This window comes from Rhizobium sp. 10N414, assembly GCF_056394785.1.
The window spans coordinates 1-25857 of the sequence record NZ_JBFTIN010000037.1 but is presented as its reverse complement, the minus strand read 5'-3'; the positions used below and the strand labels follow the sequence as shown (position 1 = coordinate 25857).

At 61.5% G+C, this 25857-nt stretch carries 29 protein-coding genes and 1 tRNA gene; 12 read left to right on the top strand and 18 right to left on the bottom strand.

Annotated elements, in window-relative coordinates; all coding sequences use genetic code 11:
• Nucleotides 1-64: 64 nt before the first annotated feature.
• The 4 genes from AC1DE4_RS25230 to AC1DE4_RS25215 all read right to left on the bottom strand — a co-directional run bounded on the left by AC1DE4_RS25230 (nt 65) and on the right by AC1DE4_RS25215 (nt 4948).
• Nucleotides 65-1096, bottom strand: a complete 1032-nt coding sequence (locus AC1DE4_RS25230) for an esterase-like activity of phytase family protein (RefSeq protein WP_477883599.1) — start codon at nt 1094-1096, stop codon at nt 65-67.
• Between the two features lie 21 nt (nt 1097-1117).
• A complete protein-coding gene (cobT, locus tag AC1DE4_RS25225; protein WP_018857766.1) occupies nt 1118-3019 on the bottom strand; it encodes a cobaltochelatase subunit CobT in 1902 nt (633 codons plus the stop codon).
• Nucleotides 3020-3031: 12 nt separating this feature from the next.
• Nucleotides 3032-4024, bottom strand: coding sequence for a cobaltochelatase subunit CobS (gene cobS / locus AC1DE4_RS25220; protein WP_018857765.1), 993 nt, complete (start codon nt 4022-4024; stop codon nt 3032-3034).
• Nucleotides 4025-4336: 312 nt separating this feature from the next.
• Complete coding sequence (locus AC1DE4_RS25215) at nt 4337-4948, bottom strand: J domain-containing protein (RefSeq protein ID WP_018857764.1); 612 nt, start codon at nt 4946-4948, stop codon at nt 4337-4339.
• Nucleotides 4949-5048: 100 nt separating this feature from the next.
• Here AC1DE4_RS25215 and AC1DE4_RS25210 point away from each other — a divergent pair, with 100 nt between their 5' ends.
• Entirely contained in the window at nt 5049-5330 is a 282-nt protein-coding gene (locus AC1DE4_RS25210; RefSeq protein ID WP_477883597.1) for a BolA family protein, read from the top strand.
• 55 nt (nt 5331-5385) lie between these two features.
• Here the strand turns inward: AC1DE4_RS25210 and AC1DE4_RS25205 are convergent, their stop codons facing one another.
• From AC1DE4_RS25205 to AC1DE4_RS25190, 4 genes are read right to left on the bottom strand one after another with little or no spacing between them, the layout of a single operon-like run.
• Entirely contained in the window at nt 5386-5865 is a 480-nt protein-coding gene (locus tag AC1DE4_RS25205) for a DUF2938 domain-containing protein (RefSeq protein ID WP_113161192.1), read from the bottom strand.
• A 53-nt stretch (nt 5866-5918) separates the two neighbouring features.
• Nucleotides 5919-7229, bottom strand: coding sequence for an HlyC/CorC family transporter (locus tag AC1DE4_RS25200; RefSeq protein WP_192241123.1), 1311 nt, complete (start codon nt 7227-7229; stop codon nt 5919-5921).
• Nucleotides 7226-8356: a 3-dehydroquinate synthase gene (aroB, locus tag AC1DE4_RS25195; protein WP_112667914.1), complete on the bottom strand. Its 1131-nt coding sequence runs from the start codon at nt 8354-8356 to the stop codon at nt 7226-7228. Before aroB ends, AC1DE4_RS25200 begins: the two co-directional genes overlap by 4 nt.
• Nucleotides 8356-8943: a shikimate kinase gene (locus AC1DE4_RS25190; RefSeq protein WP_062374831.1), complete on the bottom strand. Its 588-nt coding sequence runs from the start codon at nt 8941-8943 to the stop codon at nt 8356-8358. Before AC1DE4_RS25190 ends, aroB begins: the two co-directional genes overlap by 1 nt.
• Nucleotides 8944-9089: 146 nt before the next feature.
• On the opposite strand from AC1DE4_RS25190, the gene AC1DE4_RS25185 reads away from it, so the two are divergent.
• From AC1DE4_RS25185 to AC1DE4_RS25165, 5 genes are all read left to right on the top strand, one after another.
• Complete coding sequence (locus tag AC1DE4_RS25185) at nt 9090-9266, top strand: hypothetical protein (RefSeq protein WP_018857758.1); 177 nt, start codon at nt 9090-9092, stop codon at nt 9264-9266.
• Nucleotides 9267-9270: 4 nt separating this feature from the next.
• Complete coding sequence (gene xerD, locus AC1DE4_RS25180) at nt 9271-10224, top strand: site-specific tyrosine recombinase XerD (protein WP_025661865.1); 954 nt, start codon at nt 9271-9273, stop codon at nt 10222-10224.
• Nucleotides 10225-10285: 61 nt separating this feature from the next.
• Complete coding sequence (locus tag AC1DE4_RS25175) at nt 10286-11239, top strand: acetyl-CoA carboxylase carboxyltransferase subunit alpha (protein WP_018857756.1); 954 nt, start codon at nt 10286-10288, stop codon at nt 11237-11239.
• 188 nt (nt 11240-11427) lie between these two features.
• Nucleotides 11428-12651, top strand: coding sequence for a L,D-transpeptidase family protein (locus AC1DE4_RS25170; RefSeq protein ID WP_192241122.1), 1224 nt, complete (start codon nt 11428-11430; stop codon nt 12649-12651).
• A 4-nt stretch (nt 12652-12655) separates the two neighbouring features.
• Nucleotides 12656-12880 (top strand): sulfurtransferase TusA family protein, encoded by a 225-nt coding sequence (locus AC1DE4_RS25165; RefSeq protein WP_018857754.1) that lies wholly within the window; start codon nt 12656-12658, stop codon nt 12878-12880.
• Between the two features lies 1 nt (nt 12881).
• Here AC1DE4_RS25165 and AC1DE4_RS25160 read toward each other — a convergent pair whose 3' ends face one another.
• The gene (locus AC1DE4_RS25160; protein ID WP_018857753.1) at nt 12882-14042 is read right to left on the bottom strand and encodes a CobW family GTP-binding protein; all 1161 of its coding nucleotides are present in this window, start codon (nt 14040-14042) and stop codon (nt 12882-12884) included.
• A 12-nt stretch (nt 14043-14054) separates the two neighbouring features.
• Nucleotides 14055-15179: a D-alanyl-D-alanine carboxypeptidase family protein gene (locus AC1DE4_RS25155; RefSeq protein ID WP_025661862.1), complete on the bottom strand. Its 1125-nt coding sequence runs from the start codon at nt 15177-15179 to the stop codon at nt 14055-14057.
• A gap of 157 nt (nt 15180-15336) precedes the next feature.
• Between AC1DE4_RS25155 and AC1DE4_RS25150 the strand changes: the two genes are divergently transcribed.
• Nucleotides 15337-16500: a M20 aminoacylase family protein gene (locus tag AC1DE4_RS25150; protein WP_018857751.1), complete on the top strand. Its 1164-nt coding sequence runs from the start codon at nt 15337-15339 to the stop codon at nt 16498-16500.
• Nucleotides 16501-16572: 72 nt separating this feature from the next.
• Nucleotides 16573-16649, top strand: a tRNA-Arg gene (locus AC1DE4_RS25145).
• 139 nt (nt 16650-16788) lie between these two features.
• Here the strand turns inward: AC1DE4_RS25145 and AC1DE4_RS25140 are convergent.
• Nucleotides 16789-16980, bottom strand: coding sequence for a hypothetical protein (locus tag AC1DE4_RS25140; RefSeq protein ID WP_245267958.1), 192 nt, complete (start codon nt 16978-16980; stop codon nt 16789-16791).
• Between the two features lie 16 nt (nt 16981-16996).
• On the opposite strand from AC1DE4_RS25140, the gene AC1DE4_RS25135 reads away from it, so the two are divergent.
• Nucleotides 16997-17257, top strand: a complete 261-nt coding sequence (locus tag AC1DE4_RS25135; RefSeq protein ID WP_156828757.1) for a hypothetical protein — start codon at nt 16997-16999, stop codon at nt 17255-17257.
• A 40-nt stretch (nt 17258-17297) separates the two neighbouring features.
• On the opposite strand, the gene AC1DE4_RS25130 is transcribed toward AC1DE4_RS25135, so the two are convergent.
• From AC1DE4_RS25130 to AC1DE4_RS25115, 4 genes are read right to left on the bottom strand one after another with little or no spacing between them, the layout of a single operon-like run.
• Nucleotides 17298-18095, bottom strand: coding sequence for a 3-methyl-2-oxobutanoate hydroxymethyltransferase (locus AC1DE4_RS25130; protein WP_477883593.1), 798 nt, complete (start codon nt 18093-18095; stop codon nt 17298-17300).
• A 29-nt stretch (nt 18096-18124) separates the two neighbouring features.
• Nucleotides 18125-19351, bottom strand: coding sequence for an NAD(P)/FAD-dependent oxidoreductase (locus tag AC1DE4_RS25125; protein ID WP_192241121.1), 1227 nt, complete (start codon nt 19349-19351; stop codon nt 18125-18127).
• A 10-nt stretch (nt 19352-19361) separates the two neighbouring features.
• Nucleotides 19362-19676: a MocE family 2Fe-2S type ferredoxin gene (locus AC1DE4_RS25120; RefSeq protein ID WP_018857747.1), complete on the bottom strand. Its 315-nt coding sequence runs from the start codon at nt 19674-19676 to the stop codon at nt 19362-19364.
• 31 nt (nt 19677-19707) lie between these two features.
• Nucleotides 19708-20796, bottom strand: coding sequence for a fatty acid desaturase family protein (locus tag AC1DE4_RS25115; RefSeq protein WP_026371841.1), 1089 nt, complete (start codon nt 20794-20796; stop codon nt 19708-19710).
• Between the two features lie 143 nt (nt 20797-20939).
• On the opposite strand from AC1DE4_RS25115, the gene AC1DE4_RS25110 reads away from it, so the two are divergent.
• On the top strand, nt 20940-21971 hold the full coding sequence (locus AC1DE4_RS25110; RefSeq protein WP_192241120.1) for a LacI family DNA-binding transcriptional regulator: 1032 nt from the start codon (nt 20940-20942) through the stop codon (nt 21969-21971).
• Between the two features lie 25 nt (nt 21972-21996).
• Here the strand turns inward: AC1DE4_RS25110 and AC1DE4_RS25105 are convergent, their stop codons facing one another.
• On the bottom strand, nt 21997-22641 hold the full coding sequence (locus AC1DE4_RS25105) for a ThuA domain-containing protein (protein WP_113470297.1): 645 nt from the start codon (nt 22639-22641) through the stop codon (nt 21997-21999).
• Between the two features lie 175 nt (nt 22642-22816).
• Between AC1DE4_RS25105 and AC1DE4_RS25100 the strand changes: the two genes are divergently transcribed.
• Nucleotides 22817-22963: a hypothetical protein gene (locus AC1DE4_RS25100; protein ID WP_167354926.1), complete on the top strand. Its 147-nt coding sequence runs from the start codon at nt 22817-22819 to the stop codon at nt 22961-22963.
• 7 nt (nt 22964-22970) lie between these two features.
• Here AC1DE4_RS25100 and AC1DE4_RS25095 read toward each other — a convergent pair whose 3' ends face one another.
• Nucleotides 22971-23237, bottom strand: a complete 267-nt coding sequence (locus AC1DE4_RS25095) for a BON domain-containing protein (protein ID WP_112660330.1) — start codon at nt 23235-23237, stop codon at nt 22971-22973.
• Nucleotides 23238-23427: 190 nt separating this feature from the next.
• Between AC1DE4_RS25095 and dxr the strand changes: the two genes are divergently transcribed.
• Entirely contained in the window at nt 23428-24621 is a 1194-nt protein-coding gene (gene dxr / locus AC1DE4_RS25090) for a 1-deoxy-D-xylulose-5-phosphate reductoisomerase (protein ID WP_113470273.1), read from the top strand.
• Between the two features lie 33 nt (nt 24622-24654).
• Here dxr and hemA read toward each other — a convergent pair.
• The coding region (gene hemA / locus AC1DE4_RS25085) for a 5-aminolevulinate synthase (RefSeq protein WP_477883590.1) at nt 24655-25857 on the bottom strand (1203 nt) is incomplete at its 5' end.

Genomic DNA, 25857 nt, shown 5'->3' with positions numbered 1-25857 from the left:
TCGCTGCACGATTGGCTATTTTGCGGTTACGCTGCTTCCAGTGATCGGCGACTGATGCCAGGTTTCAATTCTGTAAGCGAGCCGTGTCGCCGGCTCGCGGTTCCACCAACCGGAACTCCAGCATCAGATTTCGCTGCAGGATGGAGTGATTGTCATCGGAGACGATCACCACATGCGTGGTGCCGTCTTCGGCTGCGAAGGCATCCAGACCTTCCATATTGTCGATCTGGTAGCTGAAGTCGCCCTGCAGCAATATCTCGCCGTCCATGACGACGCCCGGGCGGATGTCGGCCGCCTTGATTCGGCGAATGCGCATTCCGATACCTTCCGCCATGTTGAAACGGCGCTCCAGGAGCAGGAGATCACCATTCGGCAGGAAGGCTCCGTCCGTCGCGTCGAAATCGCCATAGTGAGCGAGCGACAGGCGTCCCTTCTGCGGCCCGTCCAAGATCGCTGCATAGGCATTCCCGTCGGCATCCAGGCTGCGTTCCGCGACGATCAATGTGCCCCCTTTCAGAACGCTGTCGACGGGCGCAACGGCGATCGTCTCGAAGCCGCGATTCCCCCGCAGCGATTTCTTGGGAAAGGGAATCGGAAGGGCATCGATCGCACGCGATGTCTCGAAACCCGGATCGGGATAGACATCGACGCGATGATCCTGCTCGAAGGAAACGAGGATCCGGTCGCCATGCAGCGTCAGGCCCTCGGCATCCATATACCCCTTGCCTTCGAAGCTGCGCCCCACGCGGTTCTTCATCGGCGTGATGGCGACTTCGGCGAGACCCGACAGGCGTCCCTGCGGATCGCGTTCGATATGGCCCGTCATCCAGTGACCGGTGTCCAGCACGCCGACGAAATGCGTCTTGTCCGATCGAAACCGGATCGACGACAGAGAGCCGAACAGTCGCTGCGGCGAGACCATTTCCAGCCCGCCGAGAAACTCGAGCGAGCCGAACTTGATCTCATCGGAGCCGATCTTGAAATCGGTGATGACGCGACTGCGGACCTCGACGTCGCCCTCGGCAAGCGCCGACGACATGAGAGCCGCCAGCCCGAAAGCAATTGACATCAGGCTGGCGAAGGGCTTCCGGAGCATCCAGAAAGCGTCCTTTCGCGGTTAACCGGCGCGGCGGAGGCGACCGCCCCGCGGCTGGGCGGTCTTATCTTCAAACAGCGACGCAAGCTGCTCGGTCATGGCACCGGCCAGCTCGTCAGCATCGACGATCGTTACGGCGCGCCTGTAATAGCGCGTCACGTCATGGCCGATGCCGATTGCCAGCAGCTCTACCGGTGAGCGCGTCTCAATCCGGTCGATGACGGCACGCAGATGTCGCTCCAGGTAGTTGCCTGGATTGACCGACAGCGTCGAGTCATCCACCGGCGCACCGTCGGAGATCATCATCAGGATCTTGCGCTGCTCACGGCGGCCGATCAGGCGGTTATGCGCCCACATAAGCGCTTCGCCGTCGATGTTCTCCTTGAGCAACCCTTCGCGCATCATCAGGCCGAGATTGGGCCGCGCGCGACGCCAGGGCGCGTCGGCCGACTTGTAGATGATATGCCGCAGATCGTTGAGACGGCCCGGCGTCTGCGGCTTGCCGCTGGCAAGCCACTTCTCGCGCGCCTGTCCGCCCTTCCAGGCCTTCGTCGTGAAGCCCAGGATCTCGACCTTGACGCCGCAACGCTCCAGCGTGCGGGCCAGGATATCGGCGCAGGTGGCGGCAACCGTGATCGGACGGCCGCGCATCGAGCCCGAGTTGTCGATCAGAAGCGTCACCACCGTATCGCGGAACTGCGTGTCGCGCTCCATCTTGAAGGAGAGCGCCTGCATCGGGTCGATGATCATGCGCGTTAGGCGTGCCGGGTCGAGATAGCCTTCCTCGAGATCGAAATCCCAGGAACGGTTCTGCTGCGCCATCAGGCGGCGTTGCAGGCGGTTGGCCAGTCGACCGACCGCGCCCTGCAGGTGCGCAAGCTGCTTGTCGAGGAAGGCCCGCAGGCGCTCGAGCTCGGCCGCGTCGCAAAGCTCTTCGGCGGTAATCGTCTCGTCGAACTCCTCGGTGAAGACGTGGTAGTCCACCTTCTCATTGAAGTCGTCGAAGGGCGTGTTCGGACGGCGGGTCTCGCCCGGCGTCTCGGAATCTTCCTCGCCTTCTTCCTGCATGTCGTCGTCGGAGATCTCGGCGCCTTCGGTCTCGCCGTCCTCCATCTGCTCGTCGGCGACCTCGCTGTCCTCTACGGGCGCGGCATCCGAACCCGCATCGTCATCGACCTCGTCCTGATCCTGCTCGTCGCCGTTCGGCTGGTCTTCCTGCTCCGATTCATCGTCGGACTCTGGCTGACTGTCGTCGTCACCGTACTCTTCCGCCATTTCCATGGCGGAGAGCATGTGGCGGATCACCTTGGAAAAGGCCTGCTGGTCGCCGATGACGGAGGGAAGGTCGTCGAGGTCGGACCCAGCCTTCTCCTCGATGAACGAGCGCCAGAGATCGAGCACTTTGCCGGCGGAGGCTGGCGGCTTCTCGCCCGTCAGCTTCTCACGCACCATCATGGCCATCGCTTCGCCGATCGGCGCGTCTTCCTGCCGCTCGATGCCGGAGAAATTCGCCTTGGAGTATTTCTCGTCGGTCATCGTCCGGAGATTCGTGGCGACGCCTTCCATCCGCAGCGCACCGATCGATTCCACGCGCGCCTGCTCGACGGCGTCGAAGATTGCCCGCGCGTCGGAGCCTTGCGGGGCCATCGTCGCATGAACCTTGTCGTCGTGGCATGCGAGCCGCAGCGCCATCGAGTCGCCGAGACCGCGCGTAATCGCCAGCTCACGCATGGTCGGGCGCTTGGAAAGCTCCGGCAGACGGATCCTTTCGGCCGTCATTCCAGGACGTTCATTGGCGAAGGTCACCTCGACGTCGCCGTCGCCGGCGATCGCGCGCACACTGCCGGTTATCGCCCGGCGCAACGGCTCGACGTCGACAGGCGAGCCGGGCTTTGCTTTCGAATTGTCACCGCGAGCAGCCATGATCGGTCGGCCTTAGGCCTCCAGGACGATGTTGGCGGCGCTTTCCTTCAGCTCGACGCCGAAGGCGCGCTGGTAATGCTCGGCAACCAACGGACGCTCCAGCTCGTCGCACTTGTTGAGGAAGGTGGTGCGGAAAGCGAAGGCGATGTCACCGAAAATCTCGGCATTCTCGGCCCAGGTGATAACCGTACGCGGGCTCATGACGGTCGACAGGTCACCGTTCATGAAGGAAGCGCGGGTCAGATCGGCGACGCGCACCATCTTGGAGACAAGATCGCGACCTTCCTTGTTCTTCCCGAAGCTCTTCACCTTTGAAGCGACGATGTTCACTTCATGGTCGTGCGGCAGGTAGTTCAGTGTGGTGACGATCGACCAGCGGTCCATCTGCGCCTGGTTGATCTGCTGCGTGCCGTGATAGAGGCCGGTCGTGTCACCAAGACCAATCGTGTTTGCCGTCGCAAACAGGCGGAAGGCCGGGTGAGGACGGATGACACGGCTCTGGTCGAGCAGCGTCAGGCGGCCGGACGATTCCAGCACGCGCTGGATGACGAACATGACGTCAGGGCGGCCGGCATCGTATTCGTCAAAGACGAGCGCGACATTGTGCTGGTATGCCCAGGGCAGGATGCCGTCCTTGAATTCGGTGACCTGCAGGCCGTCCTTGAGCACGATTGCGTCCTTGCCGACGAGGTCGATACGGCTGACATGGCTGTCGAGGTTGATACGCACGCAGGGCCAGTTGAGGCGGGCGGCGACCTGTTCGATGTGCGAGGACTTACCCGTGCCGTGATAGCCTGAAATCATCACGCGTCGGTTATGGGCGAAGCCGGCAAGAATGGCGAGCGTCGTCTCGCGGTCGAAGAGATAGTCGGGGTCGAGGTCCGGAACATAGGCGCTGCCCTGGCTGTAGGCCGGCACGCGAATGTCGGAATCGATACCAAAGACCTCCCTGACCGAAACGGTGGTGTCCGGAAGCTCCGAAATATCAAGGTCAATCTTGCTCATCATGTCTCCAAGGCGGGTGCCCGACACCCGACCATACTGTCTCAGCCCATTTCGCAACCATGACGCCGCAGTTTACCCCGCGCTCGTTCATGTCGGAACGTCGGCGATGCTTCTCCGGGACTGAAACGAAACCTCGGGGGCGATAATCTACCGCTAGCGAGCATTCTTGAACAAAGTCCCGGACAAGAAACGCCGCGCCCGGAAGTGGCCGAGGCGCCTGTGGGACAAACGCAGAAACTTATGCCGCGGTTGCCTGCGGCCTCAGCCGATTTGGGACCATACCTGATTGAAGACCAAGAGCAAGGACGGGAATTAACAAAAACCGTTCTGCTTCAATAATTGATAGGCCTGGATGACGGCGCGGAAGCGTTCCTCCGAGCCGCGGTCGCCGCCATTGGCGTCGGGATGGTGCTTCTTGACCAGTTCCTTGTAGCGGCTCTTGATCTCAGAGGAGGTGGCGCTGGCATCAAGCCCCATCGTGTCGAAGGCCTTGGCTTCCAGGCTTTTCAGCTTGCGCTGCTCGGGAAAGCGCGGGCCGCTCCCCTTCGTGCCGTTGACGAAGCCGAAGGGATCGCGCACCCGGTAGGAGCCCGAGCGCATATCGGAGTGCAGCGGGCTGTTCTTGGCGGCCTTGTTGACGCCGACCGTCCAGGTCGGGCGATGCCCTGTTATCGCTTCCTTCTGGTAGCGCGCAATCTCGCCGTCGGAAAGGCCGGAGAAGTAGTTGTAGCCCTTGTTGTATTCCTTGACGTGCTCGAAGCAGAACAGGAAGAACTGTCCCTCGGCATTGCGTCCGACGGGAGCGCGATGCACGCCTTTTTTGTCGCAGCCATCCCACTGACAGGCAGGGGGTGCCTGTTCGGTTTCCTGCTCGCGTTTGCGGCGGGTGCGGATGCGGTCGAAATATTTGGAATCGAGTCTCATGACGGCGCTAATTATGGGCCTGCGAAGAGGCGACAACAAGAATTGACAAACCGGAATGTTGCTGGCTTGGTGGGAACCTTTTTCGCAAAGCAACGAGACCATGACACTGCAGACCCGCATCGAAGAAAAGCTGACCGCCGCGTTCGCGCCGGAGCGCCTCAGCGTCATCAACGAAAGCCATCTTCATGCGGGCCATCAGCCTGACATGACGGGCACCGGCGAGACCCATATCCGGGTGCGCATCGTATCCGCCAAGTTTGCCGGCATGCCGCGACTGGCGCGGCACCGTGCGATCACGGAGCTTCTGAAGCCAGAACTGGAAGCCGGATTGCATGCACTCGCCGTCGAACCGGCAGCCCCTGGGGAGCCGGTGCGCTGGTAGGCGGCTGCGTGAATATAGGAACTGGGCGGCGCTCTCCCAAGAGCGCCGCAAAGACTTAGCGGATGAGAAGCGCCGTGCCGTAGAGCCCGAGCGCAAAGAAGGTATGCGCAACGAGATTGAGAACGCGCACCTTGTTCGGATTGGGCGTCTTGGAGGCCGCCACTCCGAGCCCCATGCCCGGCTGCATCAGGAACCAGCCGGCGCCGACGGTGACGATGGCGAAGATCCAGGCAGGCAGGAAAGTCGGCGTATCGAGCCAGGCGGAGCCGACGATCAGCACCAGCAGCAGACCGTAGATAATGCCGACGGCATAATGGCCAATCCAGCCGAGCGCCCGCTCGTGCCGATAGGGTTCGGCGGCATTGATGTCGTCGTGAAAGACGCGGCCCTTGGCCACTTCCTTGAACCAGCGCCCGGCCGGCGCCCAATTCGGCAGCCCGCCACCAGACGTGACGCCGTAGAGCACGGTCCAGATATCCATGAGCGCGGTCGCGCCGATACCGATGATCACAGAGCGCCAGATAATATCAAGCATGTGAAATCCCATCAAAAATGTGCCGACGGCCCCCTCGGCCAGATCGGCGAAGGTCAGGCCGGCTTCGCCCCGTCCTCCTCGGCCGAGCGGATACGAAGCCTGGTGATACGGTTCTTCTCGCGCTTCATGACGATGAAGCGCTTCCCATGAAAGGTGAAGGCCTGGCGCTCTTCCGGAATGGTCATGGATTCGTGGATGACCAGACCAGCGATCGTCGTCGCCTCCTCATCCGGCAGGTGCCAGTCGAGCGCCCGGTTGAGATCGCGGATCGGCACCGTTCCGTCGACGACGATCGAGCCGTCGGCCTCCTGGCGCACGCCCTGCATCTCGATATCGTGCTCGTCGGAAATATCGCCGACAATCTCTTCCAGAATGTCCTCCAGCGTCACGATGCCCTGCACCTCGCCATATTCGTCGACGACGACGGCAAAGTGCTGCTTGCGGCGCAGGAAGGCGTTGAGCTGGTTCTCGAGACTGGTGCTATCGGGCACAAACCAGGGCTTCTGGGCGATCTTCGAAATGTCGAGATTCTCCGGCTCAACATTCGGCTCGGCAAGCGCCCTCAGAAGATCCTTCGCATGAACAACGCCAATAATATTATCCGTCGTGCCACGCCAGAGCGGCATGCGGGTAAAGGGGCTTTCAAGGATTGTCCGTACGACGACCTCAGGCGCATCGTCGGCATTGATCGCCCGCATCGCGGTGCGGTGGACCATGATGTCGGAGAGCTCGAGTTCGCCGAGATCAAGGACGCCGCCCAGACGGTCGCGGTCTGCCTTCACCACCGATCCTTCGCGATGCAGCAGATCGACGGCGCCGCGCAGTTCCTCGTGCGCGGAGAGCATCGAGACTTCGCGCGACAGATTGATGCCGAAGAGCGACAGTATCCGGCGAACGATCGCATTCACAAAGGACGAAACCGGACCGACGACGGCGACAAACATCTTGACTGCAGGAGCCGTGTTCAGCGCAAACCGATCGGGGGTGGAAATCGCCCAGCTCTTCGGCAGCACTTCGGCGAAGATGACCAGGATGACGGTCATCGCCAAGGTGGCGAGCGCCACGCCGGAATTGCCGAAGACGCCAAGAAACAGGCTGGTCGCCAGCGACGAGGACAGGATGTTGGCGAGGTTGTTGCCGATGAGCAGCGCGCCGATCAGTCGGTCGCGGCGTTCGATAAGCTGACGCACGATCCCCGCACGTTGCTCGCCGTTGGCTTCGAGCGTGTGGATGCGGCTGCGGGAGACGGCGGTCAGCGCGGTCTCCGAGCCGGAGAAGAACGCCGACATGAGGACGAGGGCCACGATAGAGACAATTTCCGGCCAGTATGCGGAAAAAAATGCCAACGTGCCGTCGAGGGTCATCGCGGGTGTTTCTCCTTGAGGAAGCTCAGCACTTCCGACGCAGGTACGTCATCGGCGACGAAGGACTGCCCGATGCCGCGGGTCAGGATGAAGGTCAGCTTGCCGCCCTTCACCTTCTTGTCCTGGGCAATCGTGTCCATCAGCATTTCGGCCGGCGGCAGCGCTCCCGGTATTTCCGACATGCGGGTGGGCAGGCCGACGGCCTTCAGGTGGGTTTCGACACGGCGGGCGTCATCCGTGCTTGCCAGGTTCATGCGCGCCGAGAACTCGTGCGCCAGAACCATGCCGATCGAAACACCTTCGCCATGAACGAGGCGAGCGCTGTCATAGGCGGTCGCAGCCTCCAGCGCGTGGCCGAAGGTGTGGCCGAGATTGAGGAGGGCGCGTTGTCCAGTTTCGCGCTCGTCGGCAACGACGACATCCGACTTTGCCTGACAGCTGGTGGCAATCGCCTCGATGCGCGCGGCACCGCCGGCAAAGACTGCCTGCCAGTTGGCTTCCAGCCAGGAGAAGAAATCAGGCTTATCGATCAGTCCGTATTTCGCGACCTCGGCGTAGCCGGCGCGAAACTCGCGAGCGCTCAGCGAATTCAGGACATCGGTATCGGCGAGCACCAGATCCGGCTGATGAAAAACGCCGATCAGGTTCTTGCCGTGGCGGCTGTTGATACCCGTCTTGCCGCCGACCGAGGAATCGACCTGCGACAGCAGCGAGGTCGGAACCTGCACGAAACGCACGCCGCGGCGCACGATGCCCGCCGCAAAGCCCGTGAGGTCGCCGATAACGCCGCCGCCAAGGGCGATCACGTAGTCGTTGCGCTCGATCCGCGCTTCGAGGACCTTGTCGCAAACGGTCATCAGGTGCTCGAAGCTCTTGGTCTTCTCGCCCGCCGGAAGCACGAGGGTGGCAGACGCGATGCCCGCTGCCTCAAGGCTTTGAACCAGCGCATCCAGATAGAGCGGCGCCACATGTGCGTCGGTGATGACAGCCGCCTTGCGGCCCTTCAGGCGCGAGGCGATCTCAGTACCGGCGCGTGCGATCAGGCCCGGCCCGATCAGGATATCGTAGGCGCGCTCTCCGAGCGGTACGTGAACCTTGCGTTCGGAGGCGGAGGCATCAGCATTCATCAGGCTGCACTTTCGGTTCGGGCGTCGATCACGGCTTTGAGTACTTCTTCCGCCATCAGCTCCTTGCGCACATCGCGCGAGAGGACGGTGAGGTCGGCGAGCTCGTAGATCGGATAACGCGCATTCATCAAGTTTTCGAGGGTCTGCTTGGGATTCTCGGTCTTGAGCAACGGCCGCGTGTCACGCTTGTTGACCCGCTCCCAGAGAACGTCGAGGTCGGCCTTCAGCCAGACGGAGACGCCGCCCTTCTTGATATGCTTGCGCGTCCGGTCGTTGATGAAGGCGCCGCCGCCGGTGGAGACCACCCGCGGACCATTCTTCAACAGGCGTTTCATGACGCGGGTTTCGAGCGCCCGGAATTCTTCTTCGCCATAGGCGGCGAAGAGCTCACCGATGGACATGCGGGAGACCCTCTCGATCTCGGCGTCGCTATCGACGAAAGGGATGCCGAGCTGATGCGCGACGATCCGGCCGACGGAGGACTTGCCCGCGCCCATCAATCCGACGAGGATCAGATTACGAGAACCGAGCGCAGCACGAGCCCTGTCTTTCAAGCTTTCGGCAACGGTCAGAACTGGGTCGCTCATTGGTCCATTCACACTTTGTTTGCGAACGGTATCGACAAATGCAGGTGTAGCGTCAAGTCGCGGGCAAGGGAAACGTGGTCCAAATGCACCTTCTTGCACTTGCAAACATGCTTCTTCATAAAGAAGCAGAGCCATGGAGTCGCCGAATGCCGAGTCTGTTCCGTTTTCTCGCCATATTGGCGATCATCGCCGGTGCGATATACGGAACGATGTGGGCATTGGTTGCTTTTGTCGAGCCACAGGAGCGCGACGTGACGATCCGCCTTCCGTCCGAGCGGGTCAATCCTCCGGCCACCGGCGCCATTAACCCGTCCAAGAAGTGAGACAATGAAGGATCTCGGCTGGGTTCACGTCGAAGCCTTTCTGGAAATGATGAGCGCGGAGCGGGGCGCTGCGGCCAATACACTCTCTTCCTATGAGCGGGATCTTGACGATCTGCACGGTTTCCTGAACGGCAAGGGAGTGCGCCTGCTGGAGGCGGCGTCGGCCGATCTTTCGGCCTACCTGTCTTCCCTTGCCGCCCAAGGCTTCAAGCCTTCCTCGCAGGCGCGGCGACTGGCGGCAATGCGCCAGTTTTATAAGTTCCTTTACGCCGAGGGTCTGCGCACCGACGATCCGACCGGCGTTCTCGATGCGCCGAAGAAAGGCCGGGCTCTGCCGAAAACGATGGGGGTCGACGAAGTTGGCCGGTTGCTCGAGCAGGCGGAAACCGAAGCGCAGGATTCCGCGCCCGGACAGTTGCAGCGCCTTCGCATGCTGGCCCTGCTCGAACTGCTCTACGCAACGGGGATGCGCGTCAGCGAACTCGTCTCGCTTCCGGCCCGCGTGCTCGACCAGGACGGACGCTTCCTGATGATCCGCGGCAAGGGCAACAAGGAACGGCTTGTGCCGCTATCGCAATCGGCGATCGTGGCGCTCAAGCTCTACGGCCGTATGCTCGCCGCTGAAAACGACGCCGCCAAAGTGCCGCAGGAAAGCCCTTGGCTGTTTCCCGCAGCGTCCAAGGAGGGCTATCTGCCGCGTCAGGTTTTCGCGCGTGATTTGAAAAATCTTGCGATCCGGGCAGGTCTTACCCCATCTATGATCTCGCCGCATGTCATGCGGCATGCATTTGCAAGTCATCTTCTCGCCAATGGCGCGGATCTTCGCGTTGTTCAGGAACTGCTCGGCCACTCGGACATTTCAACCACGCAAATCTATACGCATGTGTTGGAGGAACGGCTTCAACAACTGGTCCAAACGCACCACCCCCTTGCCAAACAGGCCAAAAAGCAGGAATAGGACCGGCGACAAAGGGCGAGCTCATCAAACTAGCCCCGGCAAAGGAACGGAAACGCACCTCATGCACAACTATCTCGACTTCGAAAAGCCGATCTCCGACCTCGAAGGCAAGATCATCGAACTGAAGAAGCTCGCCACGGAAGACGAGAGCATCGACACGTCAGATGAAATCGGCAGGCTCGAAGTTCGCGTTCGCGAAGCGATGGTCGACATCTACTCGAAGCTCAACGCCTGGCAGAAGACGCAGGTTGCGCGCCATCCGCAGCGACCGCATTTCGTCGACTATGCCAAGACGCTGTTTCAGGAATTCACGCCGCTTGCCGGCGACCGCAAGTTCTCCGAAGATGCCGCAATCCAGGCAGGCCTTGCCCGCTTCCGCGGCCAGCCCGTCGCCGTTCTCGGCCAGGAAAAGGGCAACGACACGAAGAGCCGCCTGAAGCACAATTTCGGCAGCGCCCGCCCCGAAGGCTATCGCAAGGCGATCCGCGTTCTCGAGATGGCTGACCGCTTCGGCCTTCCTGTTATCACGCTCGTTGACACGGCAGGCGCCTATCCGGGCGTCGGCGCCGAAGAGCGTGGCCAGGCCGAAGCCATCGCCCGCTCGACGGAAATGTGTCTCTCTGTGAAGGTACCGATCGTTTCCGTCGTCATCGGCGAAGGCGGCTCGGGCGGCGCGATCGCGATCGCCACCGGCAACCGCGTCTACATGCTGGAGCATGCGATCTACAGCGTCATCTCGCCGGAAGGTGCAGCCTCGATCCTCTGGCGCGATTCCGCCCGCGCCAAGGAAGCCGCCACCAACATGAAGATCACGTCCGAGGACCTGAAGGCGCTCGGCATCATCGACGGCGTCATCAGCGAGCCGCTCGGCGGCGCGCATCGCGATCCGGACAGCGTGATCGCCACGACCGGTGATGTCATTGCCAAAGCTCTGGGCGAGCTTTCCAACCGCACCGGCGAGCAGCTTCGCAACGAGCGTCGGCAGAAATTCCTCAACATGGGCCGCAATTTGTAGTGCACAAACGCGCGGCTGCGCCGTGAATGAGGCCAAACCTTGGCCACAATAATGTTATCAATAACATTACTACTTGCGGGGGACGCGAGCGCGCTTCATAGGCTGCTAAGAGTTTGTGAACCATAGTCAGCCTATGATTCGCTCCGCGTGCCGGGGCCGGGTTGCATACTGTTGATGGGCTTTTTTGAATGCGCATTCGTCATTTTGCATATGTTTCCCTGGTGGCGCTGGCTTTGGCCGGCTGCAACGATGCATTGGAAACCGCCCAGGTCGATCTTTCCAGCGTCAAGAACAAGGTCGAGCAGCCATTGCCGCCACGCATCCTGTCCGAGATGTCGGCCAAGAGCATGCAGCGCAACTCGCCGATCATGATCCGCATCTTCAAGGAAGAAGGCGCGCTGGAGATCTGGAAGGCGAAAACCGACAATCGCTTCGACAAGATCGCCGACTACAAGATCTGCGCCTGGTCTGGCCGCCTCGGCCCGAAGGTAAAAGAGGGCGACCGGCAGGCCCCGGAAGGCTTCTACAACCTGACGCGCGCCAATCTCAATCCGAACTCCAAATACTACCTCGCGATCAACACCGGCTTTCCGAACCGCTATGACGCTGTGAACGGCCACAATGGCACCAACCTGATGATTCACGGCGCCTGCTCTTCGTCGGGCTGCTACTCGATGACCGACCAGCAGGTACTGGAGATCTACGCCTTTGCCCGTGACGCCTTTGCCGGCGGCCAGTCGACAGTGCAGCTTCAGGCCTTCCCCTTCCGCATGACCGCGGAAAACATGGTGCGCCATCGCCTGAACCCGAACATCGAGTTCTGGAACATGCTGAAGGTCGGCTACGACAATTTCGAGGTCACCAAGCGTCCTCCCGAGGTGAATTTCTGCGAGAAGAAATACGTCTTCAACCAGCAGTCAACCGACAATGGCGAGTTCAATCCGGCCGGCAAGTGCCCGGCAATGTCGACGCCGCCGGCGCTGACCGCCGCGCTTGCCTCCTACGGCAAGACCTATGATGCCGACTACGCCAAGGCCATGAAGAAGTATGATGGCATGGCCTGGTACGACCCGAGCGAGGCGGAGCGCAAGGCCGTGGTCGCTAAGCTGCGAAAGGGTCGCGAACTGGCCTATGCACCGACCGGCACCTCGCTGGAGGCGGGCAAGATGGTCAAGGTCGCGGACCTCGAAGAGATGATGGCGAGCAAGACCGCGTCCGCGGTTGCCGCAAATGCGGCGCCCAATGCTACGCCGGCATCCTCCGAAGCAAAGGAAATTGCCGTCGCCGCTGCCGTTCCGGCTCAGGTTCCGATCCCAACGCCGAGCCCGCTGGCATTCGCGCCGGTACAACAGCCCGAACCGGTGGAAGTCGCCTCGAAGAAGCCGTTCTGGAAATTCTGGGGCAGGGACTGACGGCGTGAGCGCCATCCTCTATGACCTACGCGGGCTAAAGTGCCCGCTTCCCGTGCTGAAGACCCGCCGCAAGATGTCCTCCCTTCCGAGCGGCTCACTGATCCGCGTCGAAACGACAGATCCGCTCGCTGGCATCGACATCCCTCATTTCTGCAACGAAGACGGCCACGAACTGATCGAGGCTGAGACGACGGAAGGCGGCCACCGCTTCCTCATCCGCAAGCGATAGATTAAAATCGCATTCCCGGCACGGCAAGCGGATTGTCGTGCAGCGCGGTGCGATCCGGCGTGTCGATGCGCGGCTTGCCGAGAAACGCGTCGAACAGATCCTTGACGAAGGCTTCCGGCAGATCCTTGGTGATCAGCACCATGCGCGTGCGCCTGTCCTGAGGGTCGGGCCATGCGGGCAGGCGCGATGGCTGATGGAAGATGCTCTGCACGCCGTGAAGCACCAGCGGCCGATCCGGGCGGTCCGAGACCGCGACGATCGCCTTCATCCGCAGCAGCTTGTCGCCATGCGCCGAACGCAAGAGATCGATGAACATGTCGAGCGCCATCGGGTCGATCGGCTTGTCCTCGACGATCGAGAAGGACCGGATCGATGCATCGTGGCGGTTCACATCATGTGGGTCCTGGTGATCGTTCCCGTGATGATGATGGTGATGGTCGTCAGCACCATGGTGATGATGGTCATGCTGGTGATGCGCCTCATGCGCATCCTCATCCCGCAGCCAGCGTCCGACGTCGGCAATCTTGTTTGTCGGATCGTAGAGGCCGTTGACGAGCACACTGACCTGCCCTGCTTCGGCGCTGTCGGCATCCATCAATGCGGCACGCGGATTGAGCGCATCGAGACGCGCCTCCAGTGCTTCCAACACGTCTGGCGAAGCCATTGTCCGCTTGGAGAGAATCAGCCGATCGGCAACCGCGGCCTGCTTCACCGCTTCCTCGTGATTGTCGAGGGTCTGCGAGCCGTTGACTGCATCGACCACCGTCACGATGCCATCGAGGTCGAAATTGGTGGCGATGATGGGGTTGCCCATGATCGCCTGCATGACCGGTGCCGGATCAGCAAGGCCGGTCGTCTCGATCACGACGCGCTTCACCGGCTTGACGCGGCCCGTCTGTACCGCGTCCATCAGATTTGCGAGGGTATCGACGAGCTCTCCGCGCACCGTGCAGCATAGGCAGCCGTCCGACAGTTCGATGATCGCATCGCCCGAGCTTTCCACCAGTAGATGATCGATGCCGACATCACCGAACTCGTTGATGATCACGGCGGCGTCCTTCATCGCCGGATCCTTGAGGATCCGGTTCAGCAAGGTGGATTTGCCGGCGCCAAGAAAGCCGGTCAGGATGGTGACCGGTATCCGATCGGAAACAGCGCTCATGTCAAAGTGGCCTCAGAAAGTGGTCGGGCGTGGCAGCGGAACCGGGACCTTGGCAATCGTTCCCGCGGTATCCGCGGTCGCCAACTTGTCCGGCTGCGGTTCGTTCTGGCCCGGGATCAGTCCTGCGAAGACGAAGTTGGGGTCGTGGTCCATTTCCTGGATATAGGGAGACTGAACCTTCATGCGGCCCACTTCGTCGCGCGTTTCGCTGCGGACCTTGGCACCCTTGGCGCTGCAGATATCGGCGGTAATATCGGCGACCTGATCCTGACCCGGGCCATAGGGCCGTAATGAACTGAGCGTATCGGGCGCGGCAAACTGCGAAGTGAAGCCCTTTTGCAGCAGGTCGGCGGAGGCATCCGCCCGCGCCGCAAGACTGTCCGTGCCGAGCACGACAGAGATCAAGGTACGGCCGTTGCGCGTCGCCGAACCGATCTGGTTGAAGCCCGAGGCGCAGATGAAGCCCGTTTTCATGCCATCGGCGCCGGCAAAACGACCGATCAGCACGTTGATGCTCGGCACGTTCTTGGTGCCCGTCGTGATGCCTTCAAGCGAGAAGTATCCGGCGTATTGCGGGAACTCGCGACGAAGCGCCACGGAAAGGACCGCAAGATCGCGCGCCGTCGTATACTGGCCCTTGCCGGGCAGGCCGTTCGGATTGACGAAATGCGAGTCGGTCATGCCGAGCTTCGCCGCCTCGGCGTTCATCTTCAGCACAAAGGCTTCCTGCGTTCCGCCGACGGCCTCGGCAACGGCAACCGCAATGTCGTTTGCCGACTTGACCATCAGGATCTTCAGCGCGCTGTCGAGCGTCAGCTTCTGTCCCGGCTTGAAATACATCTTTGCCGGCGGCTGGGCTGCCGCCCGCTTGCTCATGACGATGGGGGTATCGAGGCTGATCTGGCCGGCGCGAACCGCGTCGAAAACCGTATAGACGGTCATGAGCTTGGTGAGCGAAGCCGGATACCATTTGCGGAAGGCTTCCTCGTGCTCCAGCACGCGGCCGCTCTGCACATCCACCAGAATATGCGGATTCGCATAGGCCTGAGCGGAGGCCGAGAGCGCGATGGCGGCTGCGGAAGCTACGATTGAAAGCGGCCGCAAGGCGGCAAGCAAACGGTTCTGGCGCGTCAACACGGTTCGTCCTTAAAGATGTCCGGAAGTCTCGAAAGTTTCCCCTATTTAACGTATATGGCCATGACATGGCAAAGGGCCTTGATTAAGTTATTTCTGCGGCATCGTGTCCTTGCGACCCGATCCCGTCCCCGTTTCGATTTCACGACAGGAAGCTGACATGCCGATTTTGAACAGAGCCGCCGAACTTCAAGACGAGGTGACAGAGTGGCGCCGGCATATCCATGCACGCCCCGAACTTCTTTTTGCGGTCGAGAACACCGCCGCCTTCGTGGCTGAAAAACTCAAGGAATTCGGCGTCGACGAGATCGTCACCGGCATCGGCAGGACCGGCGTCGTCGGTCTGATCAAAGGCAAGGGCGAGGGCGGGCGCACCATCGGTTTGCGCGCCGACATGGACGCGTTACCGCTTACCGAAATCAGCGGCAAGCCCTGGGCTTCCACGACACCTGGCAAGATGCATGCCTGCGGTCACGACGGCCATACGGCCATGCTGCTCGGCGCGGCCAAGTATCTGGCCGAGACGCGCAACTTCAACGGCAACATCGCGGTCATCTTCCAGCCCGCGGAAGAAGGCGGCGGCGGTGGCAACCTGATGGTCAAGGACGGCATGATGGAGCGCTTCGGCATCGAAGAGGTCTACGGCATGCACAATCTGCCGGGTCTTCCTGTCGGGCACTTTGCCATCCGTAGCGGCGCGATCATGGCCGCCACCGACGAATTCACCATCGCCATCAAGGGCCGCGGCGGCCATGCGGCCCAGCCGCACCGCACGATCGACCCGATCGCCATCGGCGCTCAGATCGTCAGCAATCTGCAGCTGATTGCCTCCCGCAATGTCGATCCGCTGCGTTCGGTCGTCGTCTCGGTCACCAAGTTCAACGCGGGCTTCGCCCACAACGTCATCCCGAACGACGCGACGATCGCCGGCACCGTGCGCACGCTCAATGAGGAGGTGCGTAACCTCGCCGAAACCCGCCTGAAGCAGGTCGTCAACGGCCTCGTTGCCGCCCACGGCGCAGAGGTTGATATCGACTTCAACCGGAATTATCCCGTCACCTTCAACCACGCGACGGAAACCGGCCACGCCGTCCGCATCGCCGGCGAGATTGCTGGCGCAGGCAACGTCAATGCGGAGATCGACCCGATGATGGGCGGCGAGGATTTCTCCTACATGCTGAACGCCCGTCCCGGCGCCTTCATCTTCATCGGCAACGGAGACACGGCCGGCCTGCACAACCCCGCCTACGATTTCAACGACGAAACCATCGCCCACGGCATTTCCTACTGGGTGCGGCTCGCCGAACAGCGCCTCGGCGCCTGAAATCTGACGTCAGTTACACATGCAAAAGAGCTTGGCTTCCGGCCAAGCCTTTTGTATGCATGACGCTCAAGTGGTCCCGTAGCTCAGCAGGATAGAGCATCAGATTCCTAATCTGAGGGTCACGCGTTCGAATCGCGTCGGGATCACCATTATTTTCAGTAACCGTGTCGTACTGCGCGCTTCCGCTCTGAGTTCAGGGCAACGGAACCGGCGCGTCGCTGAGCGTTCGCAGATATGCGATCACGTTCAGTCGATCAGTTTCATCAGGCGCTCCACGAATCTCCATGTTTACGCCTGGGGTTGTGAGGGTTGGACCGGCGAGAAAAATGTTGAGGTCCTCGAACGTCCAAGTCCCCTCCCACGCCAACAGGGAGTTGTCAGGGCGGCACCGGCGATCGGCAGACCGATCGCCGACTCCTTGTTCACGTTGGCGCCGCGCTTGATCAGCAACTCTGCCGCTTCGGGATGTTCGCTACGAATGGCCAGGAAAAGAGGATTGGCTCCCTTTGTCCTGCTCTTCGATGTCAGCCCCGGCGTCGAGGGCGGCCGCGATGGCAGTCGGGTCGCCGCTCTTCACCGCCTCGTGAAGTGGGCGGCCTTGCGTAGCCCACGCATCGGTCTTCCCCTCCGCCAACACGATGATCGCGAAGCATATACCCCGATCCCCCACCCGAATAGCTCGATCTGCCTTGCCGGCGGTCACGCGCGCCTTCTCGACCCACTGGGCGGCAATCATTTCCACGTGCCAGCGAGGTAGTCAGGCGATGAGGAGAGAAACGCTTTTGGTCTCCGACTACCTAAAGCCGTGACAAAAAACCTTCCAACTCCTCCCCATCGACAGACACGCGATGCCGTTCCTCCGGATAGGCGCCGCTGGCGATGTCGGTAGCGTATTCGCGGAATGCCGCGATCCGTTCAGCCTGGATGCGGTCATATTCGGCCGCCAGGTTGCGATAGACCTTGGCATGGCGCGGATATTTCCCGCGGTTTAGGCCGAGCACGTCCTCGGAGAAGAGATACTGGGCGTCGCATCCGCTGCCGGCGCCCATGGAGATCATGAGCATGGAGGTGCGTTCAGAAATCGCTGCCGCTACCTCGGCCGGCACGACCTCGATCTCCGCGCTGAAGGCACCCGCGGCCTCCAGATCCTTCACTTGCTTGTAGACAAGAGCCGCCGTTTCGGCCGTCTTGCCGACCGCGCGAAAGCCGCCCGTCCATGTGGCATGCGACGGGATAAGCCCCGTGTGTCCGCAGACCGGAATAAGCTCGTCGCGCAGCCGCCGGATCGTCTGCAGGCTGGCGGCGCAATAGATGGCATCGGCCGAGGCCGCCCGCATCTTTACCGCCGAGCGCAGGATCTCATCGGTGGTGGCGCCGCTCTGGCCGTATTCGCCACCCGGAATGGCAAAACGCCCCGGGGCGGCATCGCGGAACCGCGGATCGAAAAGAAGTTCCGGCGGCACGGAAATCAGGTCGATGCCGGCAGCCTCGGCCGCTTCCGCCTCTTCGAGCGACACGACGCGCAGCATGCTGAGCTGCCGCTTGCCCTTCATCGCTAGGAGGTCATGCACAGTCGGTCGCAGTTGTTTGCCCATCGCCGATACCTTGAGAATGCGGCAGCCAGTCAGGCGGCCAGGAGGGATTTAAGTTTGACGCTGCTTGCGACAAGCGCTGCGGGATCCGGATGCGCACGCGCCGCAATCAGCATTTCGGCAAGCCGGATATCGCGCGCGACCACGTTGCCGCGACCGATGCCGCTGGCCGCAAGCAGCCTGCCGGCTTCATCTAGATGAAAGAGAATGAAAGCGCCGTCGCCGAGGTCGCGGCGCAAATGGCGAACGGCGCCCTCCGCGAGGCCGACGATCTGCAGCGTTACGTCATACTGATCGGACCAGAACCAGGGAACGGCGGAAACGGACGTGCCAAGCCCCATCATGTTGGCGGCGGCCAATGCTCCCTGTTCCTGGGCATTCCGCCAGGATTCGAGCCGCACACGCCGGCCGCCATAGATCGCGAGGGGGAACGAGCAGCAGTCGCCGGCTGCGTAGATGTCAGGCGCCGAGGTGCGCAGGAATTCATCGACGGCAATCCCATTGTCGATTGTGAGACCGGCCCGCGCGGCAAGCTCCGTATTGGGAGTGGCGCCGATTCCGATAAGCACGAGGTCCGCGCCGATCATATTGCCGTCGGACAGGTGGACAACGGCCTTTTCGTCGTCTTCCGCAATGGCTGTTATAGCCACCCCGCAGCGGATATCGACGCCCTCGAGCGAATGCCGTTCGCAGATCACCCCGGCAACTTCCTCCGGGACGCCGCGCTTCAGCACGCGTTCCAGGCCCTCGAGGACCGTTACGGAAGTTCCGAGCGCACGCGCCGTCGCGGCAAGCTCCAGGCCGATAAAGCCGCCGCCGATGATGACAATATGCTTTCCGGGCACCATTGCCCTGCGAAGTGCCACCGCATCGGCATGGGTGCGCAGCGAGCAGATATGCTTGCTGTCCTCGGCAATATCAGGAAGCACCCGCGCACGGGCGCCGGTCGCGAGCAACAGCTTGTCATAGGCAATGGTAGAGCCATCGGAAAGCGTAACGGACTTTGCTTGACGGTCGAGATCCTGAACCGTCAGGCCGGTCAGCAGACTGATGCCGCCTGCGGCATATCTCTCCAGTTCGGCGATGAATTTCGGTTCCTCAGTCCCTTGGTCGGACGCCTTCGAAAGCGGCGGCCGCTCGTACGGCGCGAGCGCCTCGCTTCCAATCAGCGTGATCTCGCCGTCAAATCCCTTTTCGCGGAGGGCAAATGCCGCGCGGGCGCCGCATTCCCCTGCCCCGATGATCACGAAATGGGTCATGACAGCCTCCTCAGATCGAGATGAAGACAGCGCCGTCTTCGACCTTCACGGGATAGGTGCCGAGGTTGACGCAAACCGGCGCTCCCTTCGCCTGCCCCGTTTTGTAGTTGAAACGGCCATTGTGCTTGGGACATTCGATGATCTCGTCCATGACCAGGCCGTCGGCCAGATGGACCTGCTCGTGCGTGCACAATCCGTCCGTTGCAAAGAATTCATCGTCGGGGCTGCGATAAACCGCGAACGTCCTGCCCTGGTGATCGAACCGCATCACGTCCTCTTCGTCGATGTCCTCGACGGCACAGACCTCGATCCAATTTCCGCTCATCTCGTCCTCCCAGGCTTATGCTTGGCGTTGTTTATTGGGCAGCCGGCGCAAGCTCGGCGTGGAATTCCTCGCGATAGGGACGCGCCGTCGCCGGCAGTTCGCGCTTCAGGAAATAGTCCTCATTGCGCAGCTGGCGCAGGAATGCCGGGAGCATCTCGCGATAGCCGGACCAGATCGACGGGTTTGCCGCCGGCAGGTCGTGCTTGATCATCGCATGCAGGCGCGGCAGCGCATGGTAGGGCACCATCGGGAACATGTGGTGCTCGACGTGATAGTTCATGTTCCAGTAGATGAAGCGGCTGATGGGGTTCATGTGAACCGTGCGGCTGTTCAGACGATGGTCGATGACATTGTCCGCGAGGCCCCCATGCTGCAACAGTCCGGTCAGCACATGATGCCACGCGCCATAGAGCCTGGGCAGGCCAATCAGCACCAGCGGCAGGATGGAGCCCATCGCAATCGCAACGGCGATCGTCGCGACATAGATGGCAAGCCAGATGCGGGCGATAAGTATCGCGCGGGGCTGTTCCATCTCGGGGATGAAGGTCTTCTCCTCTACGCCGATGACGCCGACGGCATTGCGCAGCATGTCGACCATCGCGTGCCAGACATCGAGAATGCCGAAGAAGTTCAGGATCAGCCGCAGCAGATCCGGCGGACGCATTACCGCAATTTCGGGATCGCGGCCGACGATGACAGTGTCGGTATGATGGCGCGTATGGCTCCAGCGCCAGGTCACCGGATTGCGCATGATCATGAAGCAGGCGATCTGATAGACCGCGTCGTTCATCCAGCGCGTCTTGAAGGCCGTGCCGTGACCACACTCGTGCCAGCGGCTATCCGATGCCGAACCGTAAAGCACCCCATATGCCAGAAAGAAGGGCACGCAGAGCCACGAGCCCCAGAAGTAGACGCCAAGTCCGCCAAGGAGGATCATTGCGCCCAGCCAGATGATCGTGTCAAGGATAGCCGGAGCGTCGGAGCGCTGCATCAGCGCTTTCATGTCCTTGCGCGCAACCTCGGTGTGATACCACTCGGCGGCGGCCAATCCCATGTCAACGGCTGTGCGGCCGCTTTCACCGAGCAGGCTGTAGTCCCGCTTCCTCGTCTGATCAGCCATCTCAACCTCCCGCATGCCATCCCTCCCGGCCTATGCAGACGAGAATATGTTGACTTTCATCAAGCGACAATGCAGCCTTGATGTATTCTATCAAAAGACATCATTGCGACCACATCACAATGATGGATTCTTGCAAGGACCGAATGGTGAAGCGACCGACAATACAGGATCTGGCGAATGCTTCGGGCGTCAGCGTCGCGACGGTCGATCGTGTGCTGAACGGCCGGCATCGGGTTAGGGAGGAGACGGCACGGCGGGTCTATAACGCGGCGGCCTCTATCGGCTACCATGCGGTCGGCTTGCTCCGGCAACGGGTATTCCAGGACCTCCCGCATCATCGGCTGGGCTTTCTTCTGCAGCGTCCGACGCAGTCGTTCTACCAAACGCTCGCCAGGGAAATCGAGCAAGCGGCGCATGCCAACACATCGTCTCGCATAACCGCCCAGATCGAATATGCGACGGCGTCCACGCCTGCTGCGATCATTGAAAAGCTGAAGCTTCTCGCCAGCCGCAACCAGGCGATCGCATTGGTCGGTCCGGACTATCCGGCCGTCGCGGCCGAGGTTGAAGATCTGAAGGCCAGGGGCATTCCTGCCTTTTCCATTCTGTCCGATCTCGCCAGTGGCGTGCGACAGGGTTATATCGGGCTGAACAATCGAAAGGTCGGCCGCACGGCCGCCTGGATGATCGCAAAGGCTGCCAAGAAACCCGGCAAGGTCGCCTGCTTCGTCGGTAGCCACCGCTATCATGGACATGAACTGCGCGAGATCGGCTTCCGCTCTTATTTTCGAGAGAACGCCCCGGATTTCGAGGTTCTCGAGACGCTGATCAACCTCGAAACCCCTGAAATAACGCACGAAGCCACCATCAATCTCCTCAAGCAGCACCCTGATCTCGTCGGCTTCTATGTCTGCGGCGGCGGCATGGAAGGCGCGATCTCCGCCGTTCGCGAAGAAGGTCTCGCCGGCAAGCTTGTCGTCGTCGTCAACGAACTGACGCCGGACTCGCGCTCGGCACTCGCCGACGACGTGGTGACCATGGCGATCGCGACGCCCGTCAGGAACCTCTGCACCGAGCTGATCACATTGATGACAACCTCGATAGGATCAGAGGACGACGCGGTCCCGGGTCAATCGTTCCTGCCCTTCGATATCTACACCTCGGAGAACATCTAGCCCTGCCGGCGACCCGTCCTCCGCCTTAGCGCCGTGCGGCCCAGGACAATCCGCGTCGAAGAATGAGGCGCATATAGGGGTGGTCGAACTCGCTCGCGACATGGCCGAGAGCGGAATAGAACACTCGCCCCTGTCCGAACTGGCGCTTGAAGGCAACGGGCATTGTCACGTTGCGGGCGGCCGAATCATACTCTCCGGAAAAGCGCGTCGTCGCCAGGATTTCGACCGACGGATCGTAGTGGAGGTAGTACTGCTCGGACCGATAGTCGAAGTCGGGAATCCCCGCCATCACAGGATCATGCTGACGGGTCACGTTGACGCGGAAATCGATGATGTTGCCGGGATGGGAGACCCATGTTACCCCGGAGACATACCGGAACGGTGCGCTCTCCTTGAATGAAGTCGCCAGCGCGCCGTGATGCCCCCCGAGGCCGAGACCGCCGCGCACAGCCTCCACCAGCGCGTCTGCGTGCGCCTTCTCGATTTTCTCGCCGGTAACTACAGGCACGAGCAGATCGGCGCCCGCGATCACAGCTGACCCGAAGATGCCAAGGTCGCCGGTCACCTCGACGGCAAAGCCATCCTCGCGCAACAGGTCCGCGACGCGGTGGGCGCACGCTTCAGGCTCGTGGCCGCTCCAACCGCCCCAGACGATGATCGCTTTGCGCATAAGCACTCCCTTGCCGAACACATTGGGCCGCCGAGAGCGGCCAGATCTTCTTTACGACAAGACGGGTCGAGCAAGCCAGTGCAAGCCTTGCCGGACCATATTTTCTTCCGACTCTCGGAAGGCGGAACTTTCCGACCCGTTCTGCGTTTCGCGGAAAACGGAGGGAGTGCTCGCCATGCGTATGAAACTGACGTTGCTTGCATTCGCATATCTTGTCGTCAGCGGCCTGTTGCTGGCAACCACCTATAAATCGGCGGGACCGATCACGACGCCAAAGACAGATCGGGTCGCAGCCTTCCAGATGGAACGCTTCGCCGGCTGAGGGATAACTACGCTACCTTGATATCATTGCGCACGGGCCGCGTTCCCGCGAGAGCGCGCGCGACGGCGGTTGCACGCTCGATCTCGGCTGCCGTGGCAACCATGCCGGTCAGCACGACCTCACGACCTTCAAGCGTCACCTTCACATCAGCCGCATCAATCCCACCAGCGACAGCCAAGGCATTCGCTACGGCCTCCTCGAGCGCGGCATCCTGGTTAGCTCCAGTCTCGGGTTCGAAGGGTTCGCCATAGAACGTCGGTTGCTTGAAAACCATGTGCCTTCCTCCTGTCTCGATTACGAAACGCAGCAATTGGCCGATTGGTTTCGCGCCACCCTGTTAGACATGGCAAGGGGGCAACCGCCCTCTCCCGGATTCGCTGGATTTCTGCTGCGCCGCACACTTGCCGCTCATTTCAATCCCCTGTACAGCCAGAGCCAATGCAAGAGTTTTGGCGAAATCACCGATGATGGCAGGCGAAAGTGCGCCGAGGCGCCTCAGTATTTTTGGCTCAACCGGCTCGATCGGACAAAATACGCTCGACGTTATCGAGCAGTTGGGCGGTCGGGACTGCTATGAGATCTCCGTCGTAACGGGCAACGAGAACGTCCAGCTTTTGGCGCAGCAGGCGAAATCGTCAGGCGCCAAGCTTGCGGTCACCGCCAGCGACGGCAAATATCACTCGCTGAAGGAAGAACTGTCCGGCAGCGGCATTGCGGTTGCCGCCGGCGTATCGGGCCTGGCTGAGGCCGCCGACCTCGAGGCGGATTGGGTGATGGCCGCCATCGTCGGCACGGCCGGCCTCGCGCCGACACTGGCCGCCGCCCGCAAGGGCGCAACGATCGCGCTCGCCAACAAGGAATGCCTGGTGTCAGCCGGCGACTTGTTCGTCGATGCAGTGGCAAAGGGCGGCGGACGGCTGATCCCCGTCGACAGCGAACACAGCGCGATCTTTCAGTCTCTCGACGAAGACCAGCGGCACGCCGTCGAACGGATCATCCTGACGGCTTCGGGCGGTCCGTTCCGCACCTGGTCGCGCGCCGACATGGCGAATGTGACCGCTGCAACGGCGCGAGCGCACCCGAACTGGTCGATGGGACTGAAGATCTCGGTCGGAAGTGCCTCGATGTTCAACAAGGCGCTGGAGATGATCGAGGCGAAGCATCTCTTCGGCGTTCGCCCGGACCAGATCGAAGTGATCGTCCACCCGCAGTCGATCATTCACTCGATGGTCGGCTACACGGATGGATCGATCATCGCCCAGCTCGGCAGCCCCGATATGCGGACGGCGATCGGTTACGCGCTCGACTACCCGCGCCGACCGACACTGAACGTCGAGCGACTGGATTTCGCCAAGCTCTCGCGCCTCGACTTCGAGGCACCGGATGAACAGCGTTTCCCGGCGCTCAGACTGGCGCGCACCGCGCTGGAACGCGGCGGCCTACAGGGCGCCATCATGAATGCGGCCGAGGAAATTGCGTTTCACGCGTTTGTCGAGGAACGGATCGGCTTCCTGTCCATGGCCGACATTGCCGAAGCGGTGATGGACAAGATGATCGCAACCGGCGAAGCGAAGACGATGGACGACGTCTTTGCCGCCGATGCCGAAGCCCGCAGGCTCGCTGCCGAACTGGTAGCCCTCAGCGAAAAGGCCGCCTGACGGCGGCCCAATCTTTTCCCAAACAATGTACCTTTAGGCCACGTGCCGCGCCAGCGCGCAGCGCGCCCAGAGCGAATGCAGCGCCTCGACGAGATGTTCGATGTCGGCGTCGCTGTGCAGCGGCGTCGGAGTGATGCGCAGCCRCTCGGTCTTCTTCGGCACCGTCGGGTAGTTGATCGGCTGCACGTAGACACCGCAATTGTCGAGCAGCAGGTCGGAGATCCACTTGCACTTGGCGGCATCGCCAACCATGACCGGCACGATGTGGCTCGGGTTCGGCATGTGCGGAATGCCGCGCTGATCGAGCAGCGCCCTCAGCTTGCGGACACGATCCTGGTGGCGCGCCCGCTCGAACGGGCTGACCTTCAGATGCTGGATCGAGGCAACCGCACCGGCAGCAAGGGCCGGCGGCAGCGCCGTCGTGAAGATGAAACCAGAGGCAAACGAGCGGATGAAGTCGCACAGCGCCGTCGAGGCGGCGATGTAGCCGCCCATGACGCCGAATGCCTTGCCGAGCGTGCCTTCGATGACCGTCAGGCGGTCCATCAGGCCCTCGCGCTCGGCAATGCCGCCGCCGCGCGGACCRTACATGCCGACGGCATGGACTTCGTCGAGATAGGTCATCGCGCCGTATTTGTCGGCGAGGTCGCAGATCTCCTTGATCGGGGCGATGTCGCCATCCATCGAATAGACCGATTCGAAGGCGATCAGCTTCGGCGCCTTCGGATCGGCGGCGGCCAGCTTGGCTTCGAGATCATGGATGTCGTTGTGCTTCCAGATCACCTTGTCGCACTTGGCGTAGCGAATGCCTTCGATCATCGACGCATGGTTCAAGGCGTCGGAGAAGATGATCAGGCCGGGGATCTTGGCGCCGAGCGTGCCGAGCGCTGCCCAGTTGGAGACATAGCCGGAGGTGAAGATCAGCGCCGCTTCCTTGCCATGCAGGTCGGCCAGTTCGTGCTCGAGCAGAACGTGATAGTGGGTGGTGCCAGAGATATTCCGGGTGCCTCCCGCACCCGCGCCACAGTGATCGATGGCATTCTTCATCGCCTCGATCACCTTSGGGTTCTGGCCCATGCCGAGATAGTCGTTGGAGCACCAGACCGTGACTTCCTTCGGGCCGTCCGCCGTGTGTCGCGTGGCGCGCGGAAAGCTGCCGCGGTGACGCTCAAGATCGGCAAAAACGCGATAGCGACCTTCGCTGTGAAGGCCATCCAGCTCGCTTTTGAAAAACGC